The 23,188-nt window shown below is 42.9% G+C and carries 19 protein-coding genes; 8 read left to right on the top strand and 11 right to left on the bottom strand.

The genetic code is table 11. The annotated features are described in order from the left end of the window. Positions 1-20 precede the first annotated feature (20 nt). Positions 21-350: a PTS lactose/cellobiose transporter subunit IIA gene (locus DFR59_RS12850; RefSeq protein WP_114746059.1), complete on the bottom strand. Its 330-nt coding sequence runs from the start codon at positions 348-350 to the stop codon at positions 21-23. Positions 351-549: 199 nt separating this feature from the next. Between DFR59_RS12850 and DFR59_RS12845 the strand changes: the two genes are divergently transcribed. From DFR59_RS12845 to DFR59_RS12810, 8 genes are all read left to right on the top strand, one after another. Continuing rightward, on the top strand, positions 550-1,395 hold the full coding sequence (locus DFR59_RS12845) for a MurR/RpiR family transcriptional regulator (protein ID WP_245948484.1): 846 nt from the start codon (positions 550-552) through the stop codon (positions 1,393-1,395). A 16-nt stretch (positions 1,396-1,411) separates the two neighbouring features. Next, positions 1,412-1,717 (top strand): PTS sugar transporter subunit IIB, encoded by a 306-nt coding sequence (locus DFR59_RS12840; protein WP_114746057.1) that lies wholly within the window; start codon positions 1,412-1,414, stop codon positions 1,715-1,717. 27 nt (positions 1,718-1,744) lie between these two features. Further along, a complete protein-coding gene (locus DFR59_RS12835; RefSeq protein WP_114746056.1) occupies positions 1,745-3,016 on the top strand; it encodes a PTS sugar transporter subunit IIC in 1,272 nt (423 codons plus the stop codon). Between the two features lie 79 nt (positions 3,017-3,095). Continuing rightward, positions 3,096-3,383: a hypothetical protein gene (locus tag DFR59_RS12830; RefSeq protein WP_114746055.1), complete on the top strand. Its 288-nt coding sequence runs from the start codon at positions 3,096-3,098 to the stop codon at positions 3,381-3,383. A gap of 81 nt (positions 3,384-3,464) precedes the next feature. Then, positions 3,465-3,584 (top strand): family 4 glycosyl hydrolase, encoded by a 120-nt coding sequence (locus DFR59_RS20585; protein WP_425454710.1) that lies wholly within the window; start codon positions 3,465-3,467, stop codon positions 3,582-3,584. A 50-nt stretch (positions 3,585-3,634) separates the two neighbouring features. Continuing rightward, the gene (gene nagA / locus DFR59_RS12820) at positions 3,635-4,819 is read left to right on the top strand and encodes an N-acetylglucosamine-6-phosphate deacetylase (protein ID WP_114746142.1); all 1,185 of its coding nucleotides are present in this window, start codon (positions 3,635-3,637) and stop codon (positions 4,817-4,819) included. 8 nt (positions 4,820-4,827) lie between these two features. Then, positions 4,828-5,565 (top strand): glucosamine-6-phosphate deaminase, encoded by a 738-nt coding sequence (gene nagB, locus DFR59_RS12815; RefSeq protein ID WP_114746141.1) that lies wholly within the window; start codon positions 4,828-4,830, stop codon positions 5,563-5,565. Positions 5,566-5,646: 81 nt separating this feature from the next. Continuing rightward, positions 5,647-6,402 carry a (S)-benzoin forming benzil reductase gene (locus DFR59_RS12810; RefSeq protein ID WP_114746054.1) on the top strand — a complete coding sequence of 252 codons (756 nt, stop codon included), beginning with the start codon at positions 5,647-5,649 and terminating at the stop codon, positions 6,400-6,402. A gap of 69 nt (positions 6,403-6,471) precedes the next feature. On the opposite strand, the gene DFR59_RS12805 is transcribed toward DFR59_RS12810, so the two are convergent. The 10 genes from DFR59_RS12805 to DFR59_RS12760 all read right to left on the bottom strand — a co-directional run bounded on the left by DFR59_RS12805 (position 6,472) and on the right by DFR59_RS12760 (position 22,357). Continuing rightward, the gene (locus DFR59_RS12805; protein WP_114746053.1) at positions 6,472-8,082 is read right to left on the bottom strand and encodes an MDR family MFS transporter; all 1,611 of its coding nucleotides are present in this window, start codon (positions 8,080-8,082) and stop codon (positions 6,472-6,474) included. A gap of 227 nt (positions 8,083-8,309) precedes the next feature. Continuing rightward, the gene (locus tag DFR59_RS12800; RefSeq protein WP_158538384.1) at positions 8,310-9,611 is read right to left on the bottom strand and encodes an ATP-binding protein; all 1,302 of its coding nucleotides are present in this window, start codon (positions 9,609-9,611) and stop codon (positions 8,310-8,312) included. Between the two features lie 36 nt (positions 9,612-9,647). Next, entirely contained in the window at positions 9,648-11,537 is a 1,890-nt protein-coding gene (locus DFR59_RS12795) for a SpoIIE family protein phosphatase (RefSeq protein ID WP_158538383.1), read from the bottom strand. A 205-nt stretch (positions 11,538-11,742) separates the two neighbouring features. Further along, positions 11,743-13,146 carry a branched-chain amino acid transporter BcaP gene (gene bcaP, locus DFR59_RS12790; RefSeq protein WP_114746050.1) on the bottom strand — a complete coding sequence of 468 codons (1,404 nt, stop codon included), beginning with the start codon at positions 13,144-13,146 and terminating at the stop codon, positions 11,743-11,745. Between the two features lie 134 nt (positions 13,147-13,280). Then, the gene (locus tag DFR59_RS12785) at positions 13,281-14,693 is read right to left on the bottom strand and encodes an amino acid permease (RefSeq protein ID WP_211318561.1); all 1,413 of its coding nucleotides are present in this window, start codon (positions 14,691-14,693) and stop codon (positions 13,281-13,283) included. A gap of 239 nt (positions 14,694-14,932) precedes the next feature. Continuing rightward, a complete protein-coding gene (locus tag DFR59_RS12780; RefSeq protein WP_114746049.1) occupies positions 14,933-15,997 on the bottom strand; it encodes a DUF3900 domain-containing protein in 1,065 nt (354 codons plus the stop codon). A 104-nt stretch (positions 15,998-16,101) separates the two neighbouring features. Beyond that, positions 16,102-19,230: an MMPL family transporter gene (locus tag DFR59_RS12775; protein WP_114746048.1), complete on the bottom strand. Its 3,129-nt coding sequence runs from the start codon at positions 19,228-19,230 to the stop codon at positions 16,102-16,104. Between the two features lie 3 nt (positions 19,231-19,233). After that, positions 19,234-19,695, bottom strand: a complete 462-nt coding sequence (locus tag DFR59_RS12770; RefSeq protein WP_114746047.1) for a MarR family winged helix-turn-helix transcriptional regulator — start codon at positions 19,693-19,695, stop codon at positions 19,234-19,236. Between the two features lie 183 nt (positions 19,696-19,878). Beyond that, on the bottom strand, positions 19,879-20,772 hold the full coding sequence (gene gnd, locus DFR59_RS12765; RefSeq protein ID WP_114746046.1) for a phosphogluconate dehydrogenase (NAD(+)-dependent, decarboxylating): 894 nt from the start codon (positions 20,770-20,772) through the stop codon (positions 19,879-19,881). Positions 20,773-21,370: 598 nt separating this feature from the next. Continuing rightward, positions 21,371-22,357, bottom strand: a complete 987-nt coding sequence (locus tag DFR59_RS12760) for a nuclease-related domain-containing protein (protein ID WP_158538382.1) — start codon at positions 22,355-22,357, stop codon at positions 21,371-21,373. Between the last annotated feature and the right edge of the window lie 831 nt (positions 22,358-23,188).

The raw sequence follows: 23,188 nt of genomic DNA, 5'->3' as shown, positions 1-23,188 counted from the left end.
TGATTCCTCCTCTTACTAATTTATTTTGTAAGGCTGTCCATTTTTTTCAGCAGCTTAATCATTTGCTCGATCAATGAAATTTCGCTGATGGATGTCATTAAGTGGTCCTGTGCATGAATCATCAATAGAGACTTTTCGAATACGGTCCCATTGATTTCTGCCTGGATCAGCTTCGTTTGTGTTTTATGCGCTTCATTCAATTCTTTATGAGCGTCCTCTATCAATTTATCCGCTTCTTCAAATTCTCCTTTATGGGCTGCTTCCAATCCTTCATAAGCGATGCTCTTTGCGTTGCCCCCGTGAGAAATAATCGTAAAAATATCCATTTCCGTATTCATTGTATTATCCATAGCTGACTTCCTCCTATTAAATTCAGAAACTAGAAGTATATGAAGTTTGTCTCTCTCATATTCCCCTAAACTGAAATTTTATTTTATAAAATATAAATTTACGTTGAAATTTTATTTCAGTCTATCATATAATCATATTAAAATGAAAACCCTTTCAAATCAATCATTAATTTTGGAGGTGATTATGGAGCGCTTTTATATGTTAAACCTCATTGAAAATCAAATGAATAACTACAGCCCGGCAGAACAGACCGTCGCTTATTATGTATTGGAGCATCCTGAGGATGTCCTTTCCATGACAACCAAACAGCTGGCGGCTGAGTGCCAAAGCAGCGAAGCAACCATCATCCGCTTTTGCAAACGTATAGGAATTAACAGTTTCAAAGGGTTGAAGATTGAATTAGCGAAGGAAATCAGCCTGGAGGGAAATCAGGATGAAATGAATGCATCTCCACTTCAATTCGAGGATGATTTGGAGACGGTCATTTCCAAAGTGACCACAAAAACGATCCAAGCTTTAAACAATACGAAAAGCCTCGTATCGGTTGAACAGCTGGATCGTGCAGTCAAAGCCATGCATGAAGGCGAACGCATCTATGTGTACGGTGCCGGGGGTTCTTCACTGGTTGCCAATGATTTGACGCAAAAGCTGCTTCGGATTGATTTTCCCGCATTTCAATCAAATGATATCCACGTTCAAATGATGATGGCTGCCAACATGACTGAAAGGGACATTTTGTTTGTTGTATCAACTTCAGGGAAGACTAGGGAGATTTTACAGCTGCTTTCGACGGCAAAAGAAAAAGGGGCCACTACGATTCTTTTAACACAGTATGGAAAGTCCCCGGCCCGGAGAATGTCCGATGTTGTCCTTACAATATCTGATGAAGAGCATAATATCCGGATCGGGACGATGACAGCTAGAATTGCACAGCTTGCAGTAATAGATGTTCTATTTATTGCCCTGTGCACCAAAAGAGGAAGCAAGGTCTACAAAAAAATCATTGATACGCATCAAGCCGTTCAAAGGATGCAGAAACAGTAATACTGGAGGGAATAGAATGAGAGTTTTATTTGTTTGTTCAGGTGGCATGTCCAGTTCAATCGTCGTCAATGCCCTGAAAAAAGAGGCTGAAAAAGAAGGATTGGAAATGGAGGTCCATGCAATCGGCACTGGTGAGGTGTCCGAAGAAATGGGCAATGGCTGGGATATATGTATGGTCGCGCCTCAAATCCGCCATCGCTTTGATTCAGTCAAAAAAGCGGCTGAGGAAGCTGGCGTTCCATGTGACGCTATTCCGCCACAAGCGTATACTCCGCTTGGAGGACCTGCATTACTGAAGAAAATCAAAGAAGTAACTGCTTAACCAACAATTAAGGGGGATGGAGAATTTATGCAAAAATTTGTTGCTTGGTTAGAAAAAAATCTTTCTGGCCCTATGGCGCGCCTGTCTGAACAGCGTCACCTTCAAGCAATTCGTGACGGGGTTATTTCAGCACTGCCATTCATTATCGTAGGATCATTCTTTTTGATCGTCGCTTTCCCGCCTCTTCCAAAAGACTGGGCAATCACGGAGTGGGCCGCTAAAAATGCCGGCCAGATTTTGATTCCTTACCGTTTGACGATGTTTATAATGTCGCTCTATATAGCCTTTGGGATAGGATACAACCTGGCGAAGAGCTATAAGCTTGACCCGCTTTCAGGTGCACAGATCTCTGTAGCAGCATTCTTATTGACCATCATGCCTCAAGTGGTAGATGGATTTGGTTTTGTACTTCCTATGGCCAACATGGGCGGCCACGGACTTTTCGTTGCGATGATCGTTTCCATTGTAGCAGTTGAAATCCTTCGTTTCTGTAAAGTCAAAAACGTCACGATCAAAATGCCGGAGCAGGTGCCTCCTTCTGTTGCACGTTCCTTCGAAGCATTGATTCCAGTGGCAATCGTGATTTTATTAGTTTCTGCTTTCACCGTTTTACTTGGCATCGACCTTCATGCAGTAATCGATAAAGCAGTTGGTCCATTCGTTAAAGCGGGAGACAGTATTTTCGGCGTCCTTATTCCTGTATTTTTGATTACATTCTTCTGGGCCTTCGGTATCCACGGCGTTTCCGTTGTCGGAACAGTTGCCCGCCCGCTTTGGGAAGTTTACTTGGCGAAAAATGCTGAAGCGGTTGCAGCTGGCCAAGCAGCCCCACATATTGCACCTGAAACATTCTACCAATGGTTCATCTGGATCGGCGGTGCCGGTGCAACATTAGGATTGGTGCTTTGCATGGTATTCTTCTCCCGCTCTAAATATCTTAAGACATTGGGACGCACTTCTTTGCTCCCAGGTATTTTCAACATCAATGAACCGGTCATTTTCGGTGCTCCAATTGTATTGAACCCGATCTTGATCATTCCATTTGTTATTACACCGCTTATCACTGGTACACTATCATATATCATCGTAGCAGCAGGCATTGTGACACCAACCTATGTAATGGCTCCATGGACTCTTCCAGCACCAATCGGAGCATATTTGGCAACAGGCGGAGATTGGAAAGCGATCATCCTTGTATTTGTGAATATCGCCATCTCCTTCTTCATCTACTTCCCATTCTTCAAGATGTACGACAAGAAGATGATGGAAGAAGAACATTCTCAATCTAAAGCGGCTTAAATAAATTTTTGGTTCAAACTGAAGGCTGACTCGATCGCATGGTGAGTCAGCCTTTCCATTACACATTGAGGTGATAAAAATGAATGGTTCAATGAAATTGCCAAGAATCAGTTTTAAAGGTGTATTTATTTTCATGATGATTGTGGTATTGGGAAATTTTCTGCTGGTCAAGCCTTTCCAACTTATCGGGCTCGGCCATGACTGGAGTTTATTCTGGGCAAACGCTGCTGCAGCAACCATTGGAATGAGCCTCGTTCTTCTCTTGATTGATGACAAAGTCAAAGAACGCAAACTGATTTTTAAAAGACTGATTCTCTCTATTGTCGTTTCATTTGGTGTAAGCTACTTCCTCGTTTTTATGGCGTAGCTTGAGTGAAATTAATATATTTTTAGAAGTGACCTTGCAGGTTGAAGCAAAACGAATTAAAAGCAGCCGTGATTGGCGGCGATGGAAATCACAAAGGAAATGCAGGAGCTCTGCCCGGACGCTTGGCTCATCAACTTTGCATATCCCTCCGAATGGTCACTAAAGCTCTTCTCCGCTACAGTCCCCACAAGAAGCTCATAAAAACCACTTGCCCCAATTTTACAACTAGTGCTTTAAAAGGAGATGTAATAATGAACACAACACAAGACACCATCTTGAAAGGCTGCTCCGTTTTCTTGGAAGACCGTGTCCTGGATTGCGGTTTCATACAGATGAAAGGCAGGAAAATTATCAATACAGGCACAATCGATGAGATCCCCACTTCATTTGATGGAAGAATCATCGACCTCCCTCCTGCTTATAAATTGGTTCCGGGCTTCATCGATGTCCATATCCACGGAGCTGCCGGCGCCGATACAATGGATGGCACTTCAGAAGCAATGCAGACAATTACAACGGCCCTCCCTAAAGAAGGTACAACAAGCTTTTTGGCCACCACCATCACCCAAAGTGATTCGCAGATTGAACAGGCGTTAAAGAATGCTGCAGCCTTTGCGGAAATTCAACAGCCTGGACAAGCCGAGGTACTTGGCATCCACTTGGAAGGTCCATTCATTAACTCATCAAAAGCCGGTGCCCAGCCTAAGGAATATATTAAAGATCCTGACATCGCGCTGTTTGATAAATGGAATGAAGCAGCCTCCCAATTGATTAAATTGGTCACTCTAGCCCCTGAATTAAGCAACGGAGAAGCGTTTGTTAAACATCTTTCTAATAATGGAATCATTGCGAGCATCGGCCATTCCGATGCAGATTATATAGACGTAAAACAGGCTGTAGAGGCTGGAGCTACACATGTGACTCACCTTTTTAATGGAATGAAAGGGCTGCACCATCGGGAACCCGGTACAGCAGGTGCTGCTTTGAAGCTGGATGAGCTGAAAGTGGAGCTGATCGTCGACGGCATCCATATCCACCCTGAGATGATGGACCTTGTCTACCGGATGAAGCAGGCGGAACGGATGATTCTGATCACAGATTCCATGAGGGCGAAATGCCTCAAAAATGGCGTCTATGATTTAGGTGGACAGGAAGTATCCGTTGCAGACGGAAAAGCGTTGCTGAAAGACGGGACTCTTGCCGGGAGCATTTTAAAGATGAATGAAGCTGTGCAGAATATGACACGGTATTTGAATGCTCCTTTAATCGAAATCATTAAAATGGCAACGGAAGTCCCTGCTAAACAGTTGAATGTGTATGACCGGAAAGGCAGCCTCTCTTCAGGCAAGGACGCAGACATTGTGCTGCTGGATGAAGAATTACAAGTGGCTTCTACTTGGTGCAGAGGCCAATTAGCTTATCAACGAGAGGATTGAAGACAGAAATGAATATTATTGAAACAGCCAACTATGAAGAAATGAGCCGAAAAGCAGCTGACTATTTAGTAAAGCTTGTTTCCGCAAAAAAAGACGCAGTACTGGGGCTAGCAACGGGAAGCACCCCGCACGGCCTTTATTCGGAGATGGTTGAAGATCATAAAATGAACGGAACATCCTATGAACAAATACGCACCGTCAATTTAGATGAGTACATCGGCCTTCCTTCAACAGATCCGAACAGCTACCATACATTCATGAGGAAAAGGCTCTTCGATTGGATTGACATCAAATCGGAAAACACCCACATCCCTAATGGACAAGCTGGTTCCTTGGAAAAAGAATGCCTCCGCTATGAGCAGATGATTGAAAACCTCGGCGGCATCGACCTCCAAGTCCTGGGGATCGGCCACAATGGACACATCGGATTCAATGAACCCGGTACATCCTTCAACAGCAGCACCCATGTGGTGGAATTAGCAGAAAGTACAAAGAAGGCAAACTCCAGATTCTTTGCTTCTCTAGATGAGGTTCCCACTCAAGCCATTACCATGGGGATCAAGACCATCATGAAAAGCAAGGAGATTCTGCTTCTTGTTTCCGGCTCATCCAAAGCGGAGACGCTTCAAAAGCTTATACACGGACCATTTACAGAGGATTTCCCTGCATCGATTCTGCAAAGACATCCGAACGTCACCATTATCGCGGATCAAGATGCATTAAGCCTCCTCCGCATCAACAAATAATATTGCTTCACAATCGGTAAAATGGAAATTTGAACCTCTTTTAGATATGATGAAGGTAGAAATTGATCAAGGAGGTTTCTCATGAAAACAGCTGTCATCACAGGTGCATCACGCGGTCTTGGTTTTGGCATCGCCAAGAATATGTTAGAAGAAGGCATCGGTGTCATCACCATTTCACGAAATGAAAACATAGAAATCAAAGAACTGGCAAACAAGAATGGACTTTCCTACAACCATTTCCAATGTGACTTATCCTCTGAAAAGGATGTCGTGGAAACGTTCGGAAAAGCTGCATCTATCGCTTTCAGTTCAGGAATTGAAAAAGTGTACTTATTTAACAATGCGGGAACTGTTGAACCAATTGAAACAGTTGGCAGCCTGCCTGTAGAAGAAGTTGGATTCAGTGTGCAGACCAATTTGATTGCGCCTATCCTGATTTCAAATATCTTTTTACACCATTCTAAAGAATCCAAAATTCCTGCAGACATTGTTAATGTTTCATCCGGAGCCGGTGAAAAGCCCTACCAAGGATGGAGCGTCTACTGCTCCACTAAAGCAGGATTGAATATGTTTACTAAAACAGCTGCATTGGAACAAGAACAGGCAGGAACAAACAATAAAATCATTGCCTACAGCCCGGGAATCATGGATACAAACATGCAAGGCACCATCCGCTCGTCTTCCCAAGAAGCTTTTCATGATATCGATCGGTTTAAAAAGTTTAAAGAAAACGGAGACCTTCGCCATCCGGACGTTGTAGCCGGTGCTATTGTAAACCTCCTTCTGCATGGTGAAGTGAAAAGCGGAGAAATCTATCACGTAAATGATCTTATTTAAAACGCAAAAAGATGTCCGAAATGGACATCTTTTTTTATGAGAAATTTATTAATCAAACGTTTGATTAATTTACTCGGGCTGCAGTACTGACGCCTTTTCTGCCGGTGCGTCATTCTGTAAACCTGCAGAATCCTGTTCTTTATCACGCTTGATTTTGCTGCTGCCTACAGACAGAGCAACAAGGATTCCAAGAGCAATGAAGATCAACCCGCAAAGGAATACAGTCGAGAATGAACTGGACCATACTTCAGCCAACGTCGTCACGACATTCCTTCTGATTGGTTCAGGAAGCGGCATAGCTTCCGGCTTCAACAGAATGCCGAACATGGTGTCGGCCTGTTCTCCAATCTGCTTCAAGACCTTTAACATGACAGGATCAGATTCAGCGGAAATGGCATCCTGCATCTTATTATCGATGGAATGATTCATAACCGTATTCAAAATGGTGATCCCGATTGTACCGCCAATGGAGCGGAAGAAAGTCGATGCAGATGTGACTTGGCCTAATTGATGCTTTGGATATTCATTCTGAATGGCAATCATCAAAGTCGGCATGACGAGTCCCATTCCAAATCCTAAAACGACCATATAAAGATAAGCCGTAAACTCGCTGGAATCCATTCCCATCGTGCTCATCAGATAAAATCCAGCAGATGCAATGATCATCCCAAGCGTCAATACTGTACGGAAGCGGAATTTAAGCAAAAGCCTTCCGCCAATGATGCTTGCCACGATTAAAGCGATCATCATCGGAGTCATGGTAGATCCTGCTTTTGTCGGGGAAACCCCTAATATCCCCTGCATAAACATCGGGACAAACATGATAGCGCCAAACATTCCAAGACCAAGCAAGAAGCCCAGCAAGTTCGTTGTCGCAAAAATCCGGTTCTTGAAGAATCTTAAATCCAGAATCGGGTCTTCTGCTTTTCTTTCGATCAATCCGAAAAGGACCAATAAGATGACGGCTCCTCCGAAGACGAGCAAGCTTGTCATGGACTGCCATTCAAACTTATCTCCTACAAATGTGAGTCCAAGGAGCAGCAGGACAAGGGCAGGGACGAATGAAACAATACCCCACACGTCGATTTTCCCTTTTCCCTGGCCGGCAATGATTTCGTTTTTCAATCCCAGTACAATCAGCATCGTAGAGAATAATCCGAATGGGACGTTGATCAGGAAGATCCAATGCCAGCTGATGTTATCAACCAAAACTCCGCCGATGAACGGTCCGATGATTGAGCTCAGACCATAGATGCCGCCGAAGACTCCCTGCCACTTCGCCCTTTGCTCAGCTGTAAAGATATCGCCGATTATCGTTTGGGACAATGGCATGATCATTCCTCCACCGATTCCCTGAAGAGCGCGGAAAATGATGAGCTGCTCCATCGTATGCGCCGCTCCGCACAATGCGGAGCTGATGATGAAGATGAGGTTTCCAATTAAATAAAGTTTTCGCCTTCCATAAATATCGGATAACTTCCCGACAATGGGTACGACCGTAGTCGATGTGATCAAATAAGCTGTCGTCACCCATGCAAAGATAGAGAAGCCGTTAAGGTCTCCGATGATGGTCGGCATTGCCGTCCCAACGACTGTCTGTTCCATTGCACTGAAAAACATCCCAATGATCAAACCAGTCAGGACCAGTCTTTTATTAATACCATTATGCGCCTGTTCCACTTTGTTCGCTCCTTACTGTAATCTATTTCTTCAGTCAAAATGAATGACTGGTCAGATTAAAAAAATACTTCACTAAATGAACCACTTTGTTACTATATCTATTTTTGACCACCTGGTCAATATTTTTTTGAAAAAGAAATTTCGATTGTTTTTTGTGAATTTATTATCAATTAGCGGAATTTAACACAAAAAAACAAGCATGTATTTAACATGCCTGCTTAACGAAATTAGGAGTTGACGACAGACCCTTTTTTAACATTCCAATTTACTTTTCGGAACAGAGTGGCATTGTCATCTTTAGGAAGGATAAGATGGACTACTGTTCCTTTTCCGACTTCACTTTCAAATGAAATTTTCCCATCAATGGATTTTAATAATTTGAATGCGACAAAAAGCCCCCTGCCAATTGTTTCTCCATTTAAATGGCGAAGATAATACTTAATTTCATTCAGCTGTTCATGTGTCATCCCTATTCCGTTGTCGGTAATGGAAATGTGCAGTTCATGAATATTTTCAGATGCTTCAATCAAAACAGTTCCATTCTTTGGGGTTGCATCAATACTATTTTTCATTAAGTTCAATAAAATTTGCTTTACTTTAAGTGGGTCTCCCTTTAATACCAAATCAGAATCGGCATTTACAACAATGGGAACTTCCTTGAACTTGGAATAGGATGATAGAAGTTTCGACAAATCACTTATCATAGAATCCACTCGTATAGGCTCAAGTTCTCTTATCTCGTTTTTCGTATAAGAAATATAATGATCCACAATCCCCTCTACTTTTTCCAATCCATTAAACGCTGCTTTTAAAGGTGGAGTGTTTGGATTTAATTGTTGAAATGATTCTTTGACTTCCTGCATGGAGGATTTCACATCATAGGCAAGCAAAGATGAAATCTCATGGAATATACTCTTCTTCTCAGCTTCATGGAAGGCATCCCTCTGCCTAATATAACCCATGATATTTTCAACAAAGTAGCAAAATAGGGAAAGGGCAGCAATATAGGACAATGCCATGAATACGATAACTTCCAATGTCGGAATGGTAAGCTGAATCACCTGGTCTGAGAACCAAAATTGAAAAGCAATGGAGAAAATCAGCACCAGTACAGTAAGGATGGAATAAACGACACTGAGATAGACTTTACGAGCCGTGCTTTCTTCTAAGAATGTTTTCGATTTTGGAAGAAATATCAAAAGCAGAGCTAATGCACAACATAATACTGTAGTAGAACTAAGCATCCCGCCGAGGCTGAACCGGAATAAAACAAGCATGGTCCCGGTAATTAGAGCAGACTGCTGCCCGCCGTAGAGTACCGCAATCAAGAAAGCAATCCACCGAAAATCCCACAGGAAACCTTCTCCAGCAACAACAGGAAACTCCATACATGCCATTGCTGCAAAGCCGCAGATGATGCCAAGATAAATTCCCCTGCGCCGCTGTGAGGAATGGCTGGCAATAAACGGATAAAAATATAATGGCGTCAATATCAGGAAAAAATTCAATAATAAATCTTTCAGCCACATTGCTTGTCCCCCCAATCTCATCATTTCCTGCTGAATTCAAATTTTAAATAATAGAATCGTTTGATCGTCTTCCACTTTTCCTTGATGAAAGTCCATTATTTTCTCATATAAAAGCTCTGTGAATTTCTGGGCAGGCAAGTTCAAATCCATTTCCCTGATGAAGTTCTTAATGAATTCATTGCTATCAATGGCTCTGTTTCTCCGTTCAATAATTCCATCCGTATAAAATAATAAGAGATCTCCCTTTTCTAACGTTATCGATCCCCGGTGATACTTAATGTTCGAATCGATCCCAAGAAGAGGATTTCCGGTTGTCAATTCAATAAAGGCATCCTCGGCCGGTTTATAATGCAGTCCAGGTTCGTGCCCTGCTGAAGAAAATAAAAATTTTGAGTTTTGCTGATTGAATTGACCAACAAACATCGTGATAAAAGAAGAATCATAGACAAACTTGGTAAAGTAGCTATTGATCTTGTTCAGGATTTTTTCAGGATCCGAATGCGACTCCATTGCAAATTTCAGCATGGTCATCTGAATTGCAGCAGGTATTCCCTTTCCACAAACATCTGCAATGGCGAATAATATCTCTTCATTATGTTGAATGACATTATAGAAATCCCCATTCAGCTTTTTAAATGATTTACTTATAAAACCCATATCCACTGTTTGAGGTTCTTCAATGGTTGAAAAAAGCGTTTCTTGAACAGAAGCTGCAATTTCCAGTTCATATTCAATATTCGCTTGCTCTGTCTGCAATTGTTCAAGCTTTTTTCTTTCTGAAACATCCAGAAACGTCACTACAGTTCCAACAATGACGCCATTTTCTATGATCGGCCTTGTAAAATATTCAACTGGAAATCGGCTTCCATCCTTTCTCCAAAACCATTGATCGACGGAAAACATTGTTTTTTCTTCCATATCAGGAGATGTAAATAAAAGACTGGAACTCTCGTCTTGGATGGAATGATGTATATACTTATGGATGGTTCGGCCAATCAGCTCATTTTCCCTGAAACCAAGCATTCGGCAGGCAGAATCATTGATAAACATAACCTTTCCACTCTGGTCGATTCCAAATATCCCTTCTACCACAGAATTAAGCAGTCTGCTATAGTTGCTGGATAGCTCGGCTACCTTTTCATATGGCTGCTTACTCATTAGAAGGAATACTGCTTTAAAATAGTAGAAATAGCCGATGATTTTAAAGAAATGTGAAAGAATATACGGGCCATAAATATCTCCGGATGCTCCAAGAATAATCATCATGAAAGATGACAGTATGAGGAACATTGAGGATATTCCTACTAATAGTCCTTCCTTCCGCTTATTTCGCCGATATGCCCTGATAATGATCGTTAATACGAAAATGTGAATAAGACAGTAGATGATTTCTAAAATTAGTTTGATCAAAGTGAAAGACCCACTATTGTAGAGGTTTGGGAATGCTGTGGAATAAGTGGAAATTACAATGGTAATCAAAATTGTGCTCAACAAGACCAATGTAAATGAAAATTGTCTGACTGCCCTATTTTTGCTTTTTTTCTCAGGCAGCAATATGAGTGTAAGGATACTTGCTGCTTCCACCATCCGGCCTAAAAGGGTAAACCAAATAGAGGGCTGAGTGAACCTCTCTCCGAACAAAGGGAGACCTTCATATGTAAGAGCATGGAATAAATCCATTATCCCGACCGTAAAGAAAACGCTGGAAAAGACGATGATTTTGTAAGACGCGTAAGGCTTATAGAAAGTCAGGCCCTGCATCGCAATACTGAAAGCGATGAAAACGCTGATTATTTCCATTAGTAAATGAAGAGATTCAAAATAGGATTGAATAAAAGAGGAGAATGTAAATGACACATCCAACGAAAATAGGAAGGCGATTGCAAATAGAAATGGAATATATAAGTTCTTTAATTCTCTTGCCATACACACCACCAAGCTTCCGTCATTAATGTGGAACGCGGTAAAGAGGCAATCAGGAAAACTGAAAGAAAAATTATGCTGAAAATTAAGAAATAAAGTACTATTTAATTTCATTGTAGTACTTGCAGACCCTCAAATACAACTACAACTTATCCATATACGAAAAAACAGCCAATCCTACCCGGATTCGGCTGTTTTTAGTTCCTTTTTATTCATTCACTTTATTCAGTTTTGAATGTTTTCTGGAATAGACAAAGTAGACAATCAGTCCGATTCCCAGCCAAATGACAAAACGGATCCATGTGGCTGCGCCAAGCTGCAGGATCAAGAATCCACAGAAGACAATTGCCAAAATCGGAACAAATGGCACTCCTGGACAACGGAAAGCCCTTTTTAAATCAGGCTTTGTATACCGCAGAACAAGAACAGCTACTGAAATCAACATAAAGGCTGACAATGTACCGATGTTCACTAGTTCAGCAAGCTCCTGCAGCGGGATGAGAGATCCCATTAACGCCGCAATGATTCCGAGCATCCAAGTTGCTTTGAACGGCGTTTGGTATTTTGGATGAACCTGCGAAAACATCTTTGGCATCAAACCATCACGGGACATAGAGAACATGATGCGGGTTTGTCCATAAAGCATGACCAGCATAACCGTCGTCATTCCCAGGATGGCCCCGACATCTATGATTCCAGCTACCCAATCAATGCCTGCTACTTGAATCGCAAGAGAAATCGGATGATCGATATTTCCCTCAAACTGCTTATAAGGAACAATTCCTGTCATGATGCCTGAAACAATCACATAAAGAAGAGTACAGATTAATAAAGAGAACATGATTCCTTTCGGCAAATCCTTATTCGGATTTTTCGTTTCTTCTGCAGCAGATGCAACAGCATCAAATCCGATAAAAGCGAAAAACACTAGAGCTGCGGTAGAAAAAACGCCGCCGAGTCCAAATGGCATAAATGGATGCCAATTATCAGGCTTAACATATTTGAATCCCACAAAAATGAACAACAGGACAACGATCAGTTTGACGATGACCATGACGTTGTTGACTTTTTTCGACTGTTTCACTCCGACTGAAAGCAAAGCTGTAATCAAAAGGACTATTACTAATGCGGGTAAATTGAAGTAGGTGGTTGTTCCCGGAACAGAACCCGGAGCACCGGTGAATGCGACTGGAATGTGGATGCCCAGTCCGCCAAGGAGCGACTGAAAATAGCCTGACCATCCTACCGATACGGCACTTACCGCCAATAAATATTCAAGGATGAGATCCCAGCCGATAATCCAAGCTACCAGTTCTCCCAAAGTGGCGTACGTATACGTATATACAGATCCGGATACTGGAACCGTTGATGCAAATTCAGCATAGGCAAGGGCCGAGAACAAACAGGCCAGACCTGCAATGACAAAAGAAATCATCAGACTCGGACCGGCTGTCAAGGCTCCTGTCCCAGTCAGTACAAATATTCCTGTCCCAATGATTGCCCCTATTCCAAGAAGCGTCAAATCCAGGGCCCCCAATTCCTTTTTCAGGGAATACCCCTCTTTCGAACCTGCCAATAATGTACTGATGCTCTTTTTTCTCAAAAGATTCATAAGTTGTCCTCCCTTCAGTACGAAATTAATTATATAGTGGGATATTTCAGAATTCTATATGTTTTTCGTATTTTCAGCTAGCAATTTCATAAAATAGAACCATTTTAACGCAAGTCTTACACAAAATTACTTTTTTACCGGTTCAGATTACCCTTATTCCCCTGCTTAGGGACAAGGGGATAAAAGAATATTCCCATGACAAGGAGCCCGACTCCAAATAAGAATGTTTTCATATCCGCTGTTCCTGCTTTGATGACCCATAAGGAGTATAGAGTTGCAAGAGCAGCAATGACCCCATCAACCACCCTGCTTTTCGGCTGATTTTCATACGTCTCACCCGTCAGCGTCAGTTTTAATTGATAAACAGTCGATATGAGGTATGGCACTAAAAAGGCTAAAGTCGCTACAAATATGACAAAGTCAAATGCAGACGAAATGGAGGCTGAGATCGTTGAAAAAATGAATAGCTGCGTTGCCAGGTTTGTAATGATCAAGGATGTCACTGGCGCCCCATGTTTATTTGTCTTTCCAAATGCCTTGATAAACAATCCCTGTTTTTCAGCTTGGAATGGCACCTCAGCGCTTAATAAAATCCATCCGATTGTTGCACCGAATAGGCTGATGACTGCCAGAGCTCCCAAAATGTATCCGCCGCTTGGTCCAATCGCCGATTCTAATGCATCGACTAATGGCTTCTGTGATTTGATTAATTTTCCGTGCGATAAAGCTCCCATGACTAAGACAGTGATGACAAGATAGATAAATGTTGCAAGCAGCAGCCCCGTAATGGTCGCCTTCTTAATATCGCTTCTCTTCTTCGCGCGTGAGGAAAACACCACAGCAGACTCCACACCGACGAATGCCCACAGAGTCGCAATCGCTGCAGAATTGACCTGCCCCCAAAGACTGACGGCATGTCCTGATTCATCTGTGATCGGTGTGACAAGAGGAAAGATATTGCTCTTTTCAAAAGCAAACAATGTAACAACAATGAAAAGGAAGAAACCTGCGATTTTTGCAGCCGTGGCAATGAGGTTCAGCTTTCCTGCACCTTCCACCCCTTTCAGGATGACAAAATGTAAAAACCATAATAACGCAGAACAAATGAGGAACGTCAATAAATTCCCCACATGCATGGTGTAATTTCCAATCGTAAACAGATCCGCTTTACTCGTTAAAATTGGGAAAAAAGTAGATAAATACCCTGTAAACGTCGTAATGATTGCAACGTTCCCTGTAAAATTGGCTACCCAATAGCCCCATGAAACTAAATACCCCGACAAAATTCCCGCATTGGAACCAGGTTTGAATAAGGCTTTTGCATAAATTTGCGGTCCCCCCGTCAAATCGGGTTTTCTAAGGGATAGATTCCCGAATACAAGGGCAATCAGAAGCACCCCAACCCCAGTCAGCACCCACGCCAGAATTGTGCCCCCCGGACTGGCCACTTCAGCAAGCGACCTCGGCAGCATAAAAATACCCGAGCCAACCATATTTCCGACCACAAGGGCCGTCAAGACCCAAAATCCTAATTTATTCTTTTCCATAATTTCTGTATGCCCTTCTAAACGATGTATTTGAAGGCATTCCAAGCACCTTCCCTTATCAATATCCCATCCTTTGCAGGAACCAAACCTCATTTGCCCTCTTGGAAAAAATTTTAACCTTAGGATTTGTGAAAACGAGGGGGAATATACACAGAAAAGCGGAAGTTGAAAGTGACAGGCACGCCCCGGTATATGTCGAATAAACACGAATCCCCCTTCCAGCCTGGAAGGGGGTTTCATTATATCTGCTTATTGCGTATACGCTCGATGACCTGCTCTAGTTCGTCCGGCTTCAAGAATTCTACCGGCGAAAACCCTTTTTCAAAAAGAACGGATTCCGCTTCTACGACCAGGACATATTTATGGCCGACCTTTGCCAAATGAATGTTTTCTCCAAAATCAGAGAGCAGTCCTTTTACATCGACGGAATCAAGTTTCATTTTAAGTTCGATATCAGGTGTATGCTCGATGATTTGAGCGGATGCTTCTATGATTTGCTCGGTGGTGAAGCGCTCCTGGATATCCCTTTTTTCGCTTGCAGCCCAAACCTCCATGGCACTCTCAAGCTCTTCCAGTTCTTCGCTTTCCGGTTCAAATGCCTCTTCCATGTGGGTTTTAACGATTTCCATCACCTGTGTCTTAACGATTTCCGGCATGGACTCTCCGTATTCCACATATTTGAGGAAGTCTTCGAAGTAGCGTGCATGTGAAGATTGATGGATCTTCAACTCCTGCTCCTCCACAACTCCTTCTTCCGGCATATATGGATATTGGATCGACTTCATATTTTTAGTCGTAATGGCCATTTCCACGTTGCGGATCAGCGTGGATTCATCCGAAATCGAAGCCACTTTCGGCTCAAAGTCACATTTTAAAATGAACACAAAGGGATCATCAAAGTATTTGCGGAGCTTTGCCGAAGCTACGATGAAAACACCACCGCGGACTGCGCTGGTATCGACATAGGCAGCCGCAAACTTTTCACTCTCTTCCTGAAATGCCTCTTTCGTATCCGAAAAACGAGTACGGTGAAAAAGGTTGTAATTGGGATTAGACGTAATTTCATGCCCATCCTCTACAATAAAATAACCCAATTTGGTCGGTACATCTTCTGTCTTGGGATGCCTTGTCACTTTTCGTTTAGAAATCTTAGCGAATTCTCCGTCCAAAAAATCCTTCAAAGGGCTTTCTTCATACTCTTCTTCATCCAGCGTCTGAAACAGTTTGAACCTCTTATCAGCTTGCTCTCCCTTGCCTTCAACCTGGACAACATAAAAAGATAAATAATTTACCTGAAAATCCATTCTCCCTCACCCGGTCTCTCATAATAATCGCTCCCTAAGTATAGGAAAGGCACCAGCCTTCGTCAAACTAAAACGGGTGGTACCTGTCACCACCCGTTTGTCGATTACATCGTTTCCCTCTTGAATGGCCACCAGTTGGCTTTTCCGAAGTTTTTCACCATGACAGGGATAAACAGCGGCAGTATAACAAATGCGTAGAGCAGCAATCCGATCAAGATGATGGATGCAATTTGTAGCAGCGACAGCATTCCGGAAGGCATCATGGCGGCAAATGTTCCACCAAGGATGACGACCGCTGAAATAATGACCGTTCCCATTCTCCTCATCGCCATCAGCATGGCATCTGCCACGGAAAGCGTTTTGTATTCGTTGAAGCGGTCCATCAGGAAGATACTGTAGTCGACTCCAAGAGCAACCAGAATGACGAATCCGAAGAATGGAACCGCCCAGCTGATCCCCGTATATCCAAGCAAATTCACATAGAGCGCTTCATTCATCGCCATTGAAGTATAGTACGTTAAAATCAACGATCCAATGATATAAAGCGGCATGATAATCGAACGGAATAAGAAAATCAGGATGATCGAGATGCCGACAAGCATCAAGACGACTGTACGAGAATAGTCCTGGCTCGACATTTGGTGCAGATCGGCGTTGATGCTCGTGATGCCGCCAACCGCAACAGTTGCATTCTCAAGCTTTGTTCCTTTTACCGCACGTTTCACTGCAGCCTTGATATCATCCACTTTGCCCATGGCTTTATTAGAATACGGGCTGTCGCTGAAGATGACATCCATCGTCATGACTTTCCGATCCTTGGACATATATGCATCGATTGCCTGAGCGAAATCCTTGCTTTCAAGCACATCTTTCGGCAAATAGAAGCCGTTCATATCAGACGTATCCGATAATCCAGAAAGATACCCTTGAGCAGATCCTAGTCCCTCTGATACTTGATTCAACCCGTTCGTACTTTGATCGAGGCCCTTTGTCAATTGGCCAAGCTGACCACCTAGATCCGTAAATCCTTTGAGCAGCTGCTTTTGTCCCTCATTGATGCCCGAAAGTCCATTTGTCAATTTCGGGAATTGGTCCACAATCTGCCCTTGTCCAGCTGCGAGTTGATTGAGGCCGGCTTGCTGCTGACTAATTCCATCAATCAGGTGCTGGAGCCCATTTACAAGCTCTTCTTGTTTGCCATTTGCCTTTTCAAATCCTTGATTCGCTGTGCCCATACCAGAGTTGATTTGAGCAAGTCCTGCATTAAGGTTGTTCAACCCGTTCGCCAGCTCTGGAATCTTTTCCTGTCCCATTTGAAATGTTTCTTTAATATTTTTATATTCTTCATCATTTTCAAGTCCGGCATACTTTTGTTCCAAGTCTTTGAAATTTTCATCCTTAATTTCCCCAAAAGCAGTTGACAGTGTTGATGCACCGTCTCCTAGAACCTTATATTTTTCAATCAAAGTGTTTAAATTTCCACCCAGCTGGTTATAGGATTCTGAAAGCCCTTGATATCCAGCTAAAAGTTTTTCTGCCCCAACTTTCGCCTGCTCCAAGCCAGTCTTGATATCATTAGAACCTGCAGACCCTTTCTTTATCCCATCCTCGATTTTTTGAAGATTCGATTGGATGGCCACAAGACCTGATTTCACGTCATTTGTCCCTGAGATCAAACTGCCGACGCCATTTTCAGCTTCTTTAATCTGCGGCTGGGATTGGGATAGTTCACTGCCAGCTTTCTCTAGTCCCGAACTGATTTTATCCAGACCAGTCTTTCCTTCCCCAAGCCCTTTTCCTAAGCTTTCTGCCTGGTTGGAAACATAGAATTCTTTAATCGGCTCCCCGGTAGGCCGTGTGACAGAACGGACCGTATCAACAGAATCGATTTTCTTCAGTTCCTGGCTGATTTTTTCAGCAATCGTGATATATTCAGTCGAATTCATTTTGTCGTCATTTTTGATGACAATCTGAGTCGGCATCGATTCACCCGGTCCAAACCCGTCTGCAATTGCATTAAACGCTTTAATTGACGGGACATCCCCGCTGATTTCTTCAAGGGAGTTGAATGATAGCTTCCCGTCATACGTCACAAGGAACGGCACACAGATTGCCGCGACAATGAGCAAGGCGATTAGCGGGCGGGCCAAAGCAAATCGGCCGGCTGCTCCCCATAGTCTGCTTTCTCCATGGTCCGCAATTTTCTTGGACGGCCAAAAGATCTTTCTGCCCAAGACCGCCATGAAAAATGGTACCACCGTAAATAAAGCAATCAGCAGCAATGCCACTCCAACCGCTACTGCAGATGCCGATTGATAAAGCTTGAATTGGGAAAACCCGATGGCTGCAAAACCAATCATGACAGCAATTCCGCTGAAAAAGACCGTTCTTCCTGCGTTTTTATATGTTTCAACAATTGCCTCTGTCATAGTCTCACGCTGAGCCAATTCTTCTTTAAATCGGCTGAGGAGCAAGATGCAATAGTCCGTTCCGATCCCGAACAATACAGCTACAAGGAAAATCTGCGTGTAATTGGATATCGGAAAATCAAGCTTGTCGACCAGAATCGAAACAATGGATTGAGAGGCTAAATAAGATAGCCCCACGGTCACCAGCGGGATAAACGGTGCGATAGCCGACCTGAAAACAAGGAACAAGACTCCAAGAATAAAGACTACCGTGATGCCTTCCGTCTTTTTCAGTCCTTCTTCCGAGCTCTTTGTGAGGTCATCATTGATCATCCAATTGCTCGTATAGTAGTGGTCTACTTTAATATTATCAATCGCCTTATAAAGGGCATCGCTCACATCGCCTGATTGGCGGTCGTTCCAGCTTACATTCACTGAAACAAGGATGGATTTCCCATCTTTTGAGACGAGCTGATCCTTTAAATTTTTCTCATTAAAATGCGTTAAAATTTTGGTGATTCCAAGCTGCTTTTTATGATCTTCAAGCTGCCTCACTGCTTTTTCAGCTTCATTTATTTCTTCTTTCGTCAGCTTGTGTTTTTCGTGGAAAACGAGGGCTACCTGCGTCTCATCCCCGCCGCCTTCCTGCTTTTGAACATCTTCCATGATTTGTCCGGCAAGGTGCGATGAATAACCTTCAGGTACATTGACCTGCCCCTTTTCCCGCACAAGGTCCGCCATATTCGGAGCGATAAAGAATAGCCCAGCAATGATGGCAATCCACGCGATTAAGACAATCCACTTCCCTTTAATGATGGCTCTCATGATTTACTCCCCCATTTGAAGATCTTTGCTTTCCAAAATGACTTTGTTCAACTTCTCATACGTCTTGATAAACTGTTCAATTTCTTCCTGATCAAACTTCTTGATCAATGAAGCGACCAATTTGTGAATCCGAGCTTCCGTCTCATCAAAAAGCGCTTTTCCCTCTTTTGAGAGTGTCAGATATATGACACGGCGATCCTTCTCATCCCGCTCCCTCTGTATAAGACCTTTCTCTGTCATCCGATTGATCATGGCAGTGATGGCGCTTTTCTTGACTTCAAAAACTTCGGCAAGCTCCGTCGAAGTACAAACTTCCTTTTTCACTATGTATCGGAGAATATAATGCTGGTCGTTCGTTAAATCGTCCCCAATCTGGCATTTGATAAGATTTTCAGCCCTTTTAGTCACTGAAAATGATAGTTCTATATATTGATCCGTCAGCTTTTTTATATGATCTTCTGTCACGTATGACCCTCCTTGTCAAAAAATAGTTCTCGTCTTTAATAGTTAAACACTTGAACTATATTACTGCATTAACTTTAATGGATTCAAAAAATGAAGTCAAGGCAGGAATGTGCGTTCAAAAAATGTTCAAAAACTGGGACAAAAAAAGCCAGGGAATTCACCCTGGCTTTTAAGAAACACTTATTATTTTTTCTCCACTGCATGCCCGCCAAATTCATTGCGAAGAGCAGCAACCACTTTTCCTGTAAACGTATCGTTATCCAATGAACGGTAGCGCATAAGAAGTGACATAGCAATGACAGGTGTTGCAGCCTGAAGATCAAGCGCTGTTTCCACTGTCCATTTTCCTTCACCGGAAGAATGCATAACGCCTCTGATGTCATCAAGCTTCGCATCCTTGGAGAATGCACGCTCCGTCAATTCCATCAGCCAAGAACGGATGACAGAACCATTGTTCCAAACTCGTCCAACTTTTTCATAGTCATAGTCGAATTCGCTTTTCTCCAATACTTCAAAGCCTTCACCGATTGCAGCCATCATACCGTACTCGATGCCATTGTGAACCATTTTCAAGAAATGGCCGCTTCCAGCTTTACCAGTGTAAAGATATCCGTTTTCAACTGCAGTATCACGGAAAATCGGCTCGACTACTTCCCAAGCTTCCGGATCTCCACCGATCATGTAGCATGCACCATGGCGAGCGCCTTCCATCCCGCCGGAAGTTCCGCAATCCATGAAGTGAACGCCGGACTCTTTCAACTGGTTATAGCGGCGAACAGATTCTTTAAAATGAGAGTTTCCTGCCTCAATGACGATATCCCCTTCACTTAAAAGCGGCGTCACTTCCTCAAGAACGGAATCCACCACACTATGCGGAACCATGATCCAAAGAACGCGAGGCTTCTCCATAGACTCTACGAGCTCTTTCAAGCTTCCGAACCCTTTTGCCCCGAATCCTTCCATTTGCTTAACAGCTTCTGTATTCAAATCAAATGCTGCCACTTCATGCTTATGATCAAGTAAATTCTGACCTAAATTAAGACCCATTTTCCCTAAACCGACTAAACCAACTTTCATGCTAGTTCCTCCTTCGTGTATTAAGTATTCCTATAAGGAATGTACCCGTTACCTGTTGTTGTATACCTATTAATATCCTGCTTATGTAAAGGAGTTATACCATTCTCCTTTAAACACTCATTTGGCCGCCAATTATTGATTATACCGAATCTCATGGAATATGTTAAATAGATGTGATTGAAATTTTTTTGGAAAATAAGGTTGTGATGCTTTTGAATGGGGTGGTTCTGGTGGAGAGTAAGTTGCGCTGGCCCTGGGATGCATGGAGTTTGCTCCGAACTTTGTGGTGGGACCGCCGAACTTTCGCAAGTTACCACTCAACTTTTTCGGGCGACCGCTCAACTTTTTGCTCTGACCCCCGAACTTTGGACGGGAACCGCTCAACTATCCCTTTTATGCAATATCCCACTCCTGCAGCAGGATAGCCTTTGCCAAATATCGGCGTAGCAGTGCAAATTGAGTGGATCCCATGGATTTGCTCCGAACTTTGTGGTGCGACCACTCAACTTTCACGCTTTACCCCGCAACTTTTCCCTGCGACCCCTCAACTTTTTGCTCTGACCCCCGAACTTTGGACTGGAACCGCTCAACTTATGGTTTATTCCAGAGATTCTTTTTTCAATTTTCCCAGCGCCTCCAAACAAATTCTGTAACTAGTAGATTTATTCACTCCAAACCTTTCCGCAGAAATTTCCCTGAGGATCCTTTGCATTAAATCAGGCGACTTAATTTCTAAGAACTCTCTTCCTTGTTTATTTGTCAACAAAGAATCAAACAATAGCACATACTCTTCCAATGCTTTGAGATAAGCTGATTTTGAAGAACTTCTACACTGAGAACAATTAAAATATTTATAAGATCTCTTCATAGCAAACTGTTGGCAGTTTGGGCATTGGATCCCTGTGATTAGTTCATCTTTGGAAATTTGATATTTTTGAAGGAGAGATTTATTTTGCGGAGTATGATTTTGGAGGATGGTGTCACTTAGAGTATTAATATTTTCACTATAATCAGGTACTTGGTTAAATCTTTTTTCAAGGTCAAGCATTTTATGAATGAACGACGATTTTTTGATGATTTTTTCATGAGGTTTAGAAGAGGTTAAAATAGAAGATTCATTTGTGAAGACAACGAGGCCTTCAATCGGAAGAAGAGGAAATGAATGCTGGTGAAGCCACTTTTTTAATTGAATTTGTTGGAGTGTCAATTGATCTATTGGATAGGTGAAACTCTCTTCCTTATCATCTATGGTACGAATTAATTGCTTATGTTCATGATCAAGGAACAACCTGCCAGTAATATTTTTCACTTCCGATATCAAAATGAACTTTGTGGATAATATGAGGATATCTATTTGAAAGAAATGCTCCCCAGCCTTCAGCCGTATATCGTGAAAAATCAAATACCTTTCAGGATCCAAGTAACTCAATGGATACTGCATTGCCTTCTCCCCAATATAGCCTGAGTATGCCTTTTGATAATCCGAAAAAATTCTTTCTCTCCTTTCATCATGGATGGGAAATCGATTCAGCAATGCTTCCAATTTTCGAATTTGAATGGGCACAGTCAATTGCTTAACTATCATGTAATCACTCCTTTTTCCCATACTTTCGTCACTTAAACTATAATTCCCTTTTTTCAAATGACATTTCTGCTAGAGAACCTGAGGGTTGCTCCGAACTTTGTGTGGCGACCACTCAACTTTCGCAAGTAATCCCTCAACTTTTTCCGGCGACCGCTCAACTTTTCGCCCTCACCGCCGAACTTTGGAGCAGAACCGCTCAACTCTTCATATTTGAAAACCTCTAATTGCTCAATTTGTGGGAGCTGGCGCGGATCTGAGCTTATGAATCTTTTGGTCTCTCCGCGGAACCGTGAGCTCGGTTTGCTCCGAACTTTGTGGGGCGACCGACGAACTTTTTCGGTTTACCCCGCAACTTTTTCGGCCGACCGCTCAACTTTTTGCCCTCACCGCCGAACTTTGGACGAGAACCGCTCAACTTTCCCTTTTATGGAATATCCCACTCCTGTAGCAGGATAGCCTTTGCCAAATATCGGCGAAGCCGGACAAATTGAATTGATCACATGGATTTGCTCCGAACTTTTGTATCTAACCGCTCAACTTTCGTGATTTACCCCGCAACTTTTTCGGCCGACCACTCAACTTTTTGCCCTCACCGCCTAACTCTGGCCGGGAACCGCTCAACTCTTCATATTTCCCCACTTCCAGTCGCTCAATTTGTTGGAGCAGGCGCGAATTTGGGCTGATCGAGATTTTTTTTTGCAGCCGCGGAACCGTGAGCTCGGTTTGCTCCGTACTTTATGGAGTAACCGCCGAACTTTTTCGGTTTACCCCGCAACTTTCTCCGGCGACCACTCAACTTTTCACCCTCACCGCCGAACTTTGGACAGCAAC

This window comes from Falsibacillus pallidus (assembly GCF_003350505.1).
GTDB lineage: Bacteria > Bacillota > Bacilli > Bacillales > DSM-25281 > Falsibacillus > Falsibacillus pallidus.
Note: the sequence above shows the minus strand (reverse complement) of the source record. Positions and strands in the feature narration are given on the sequence as shown.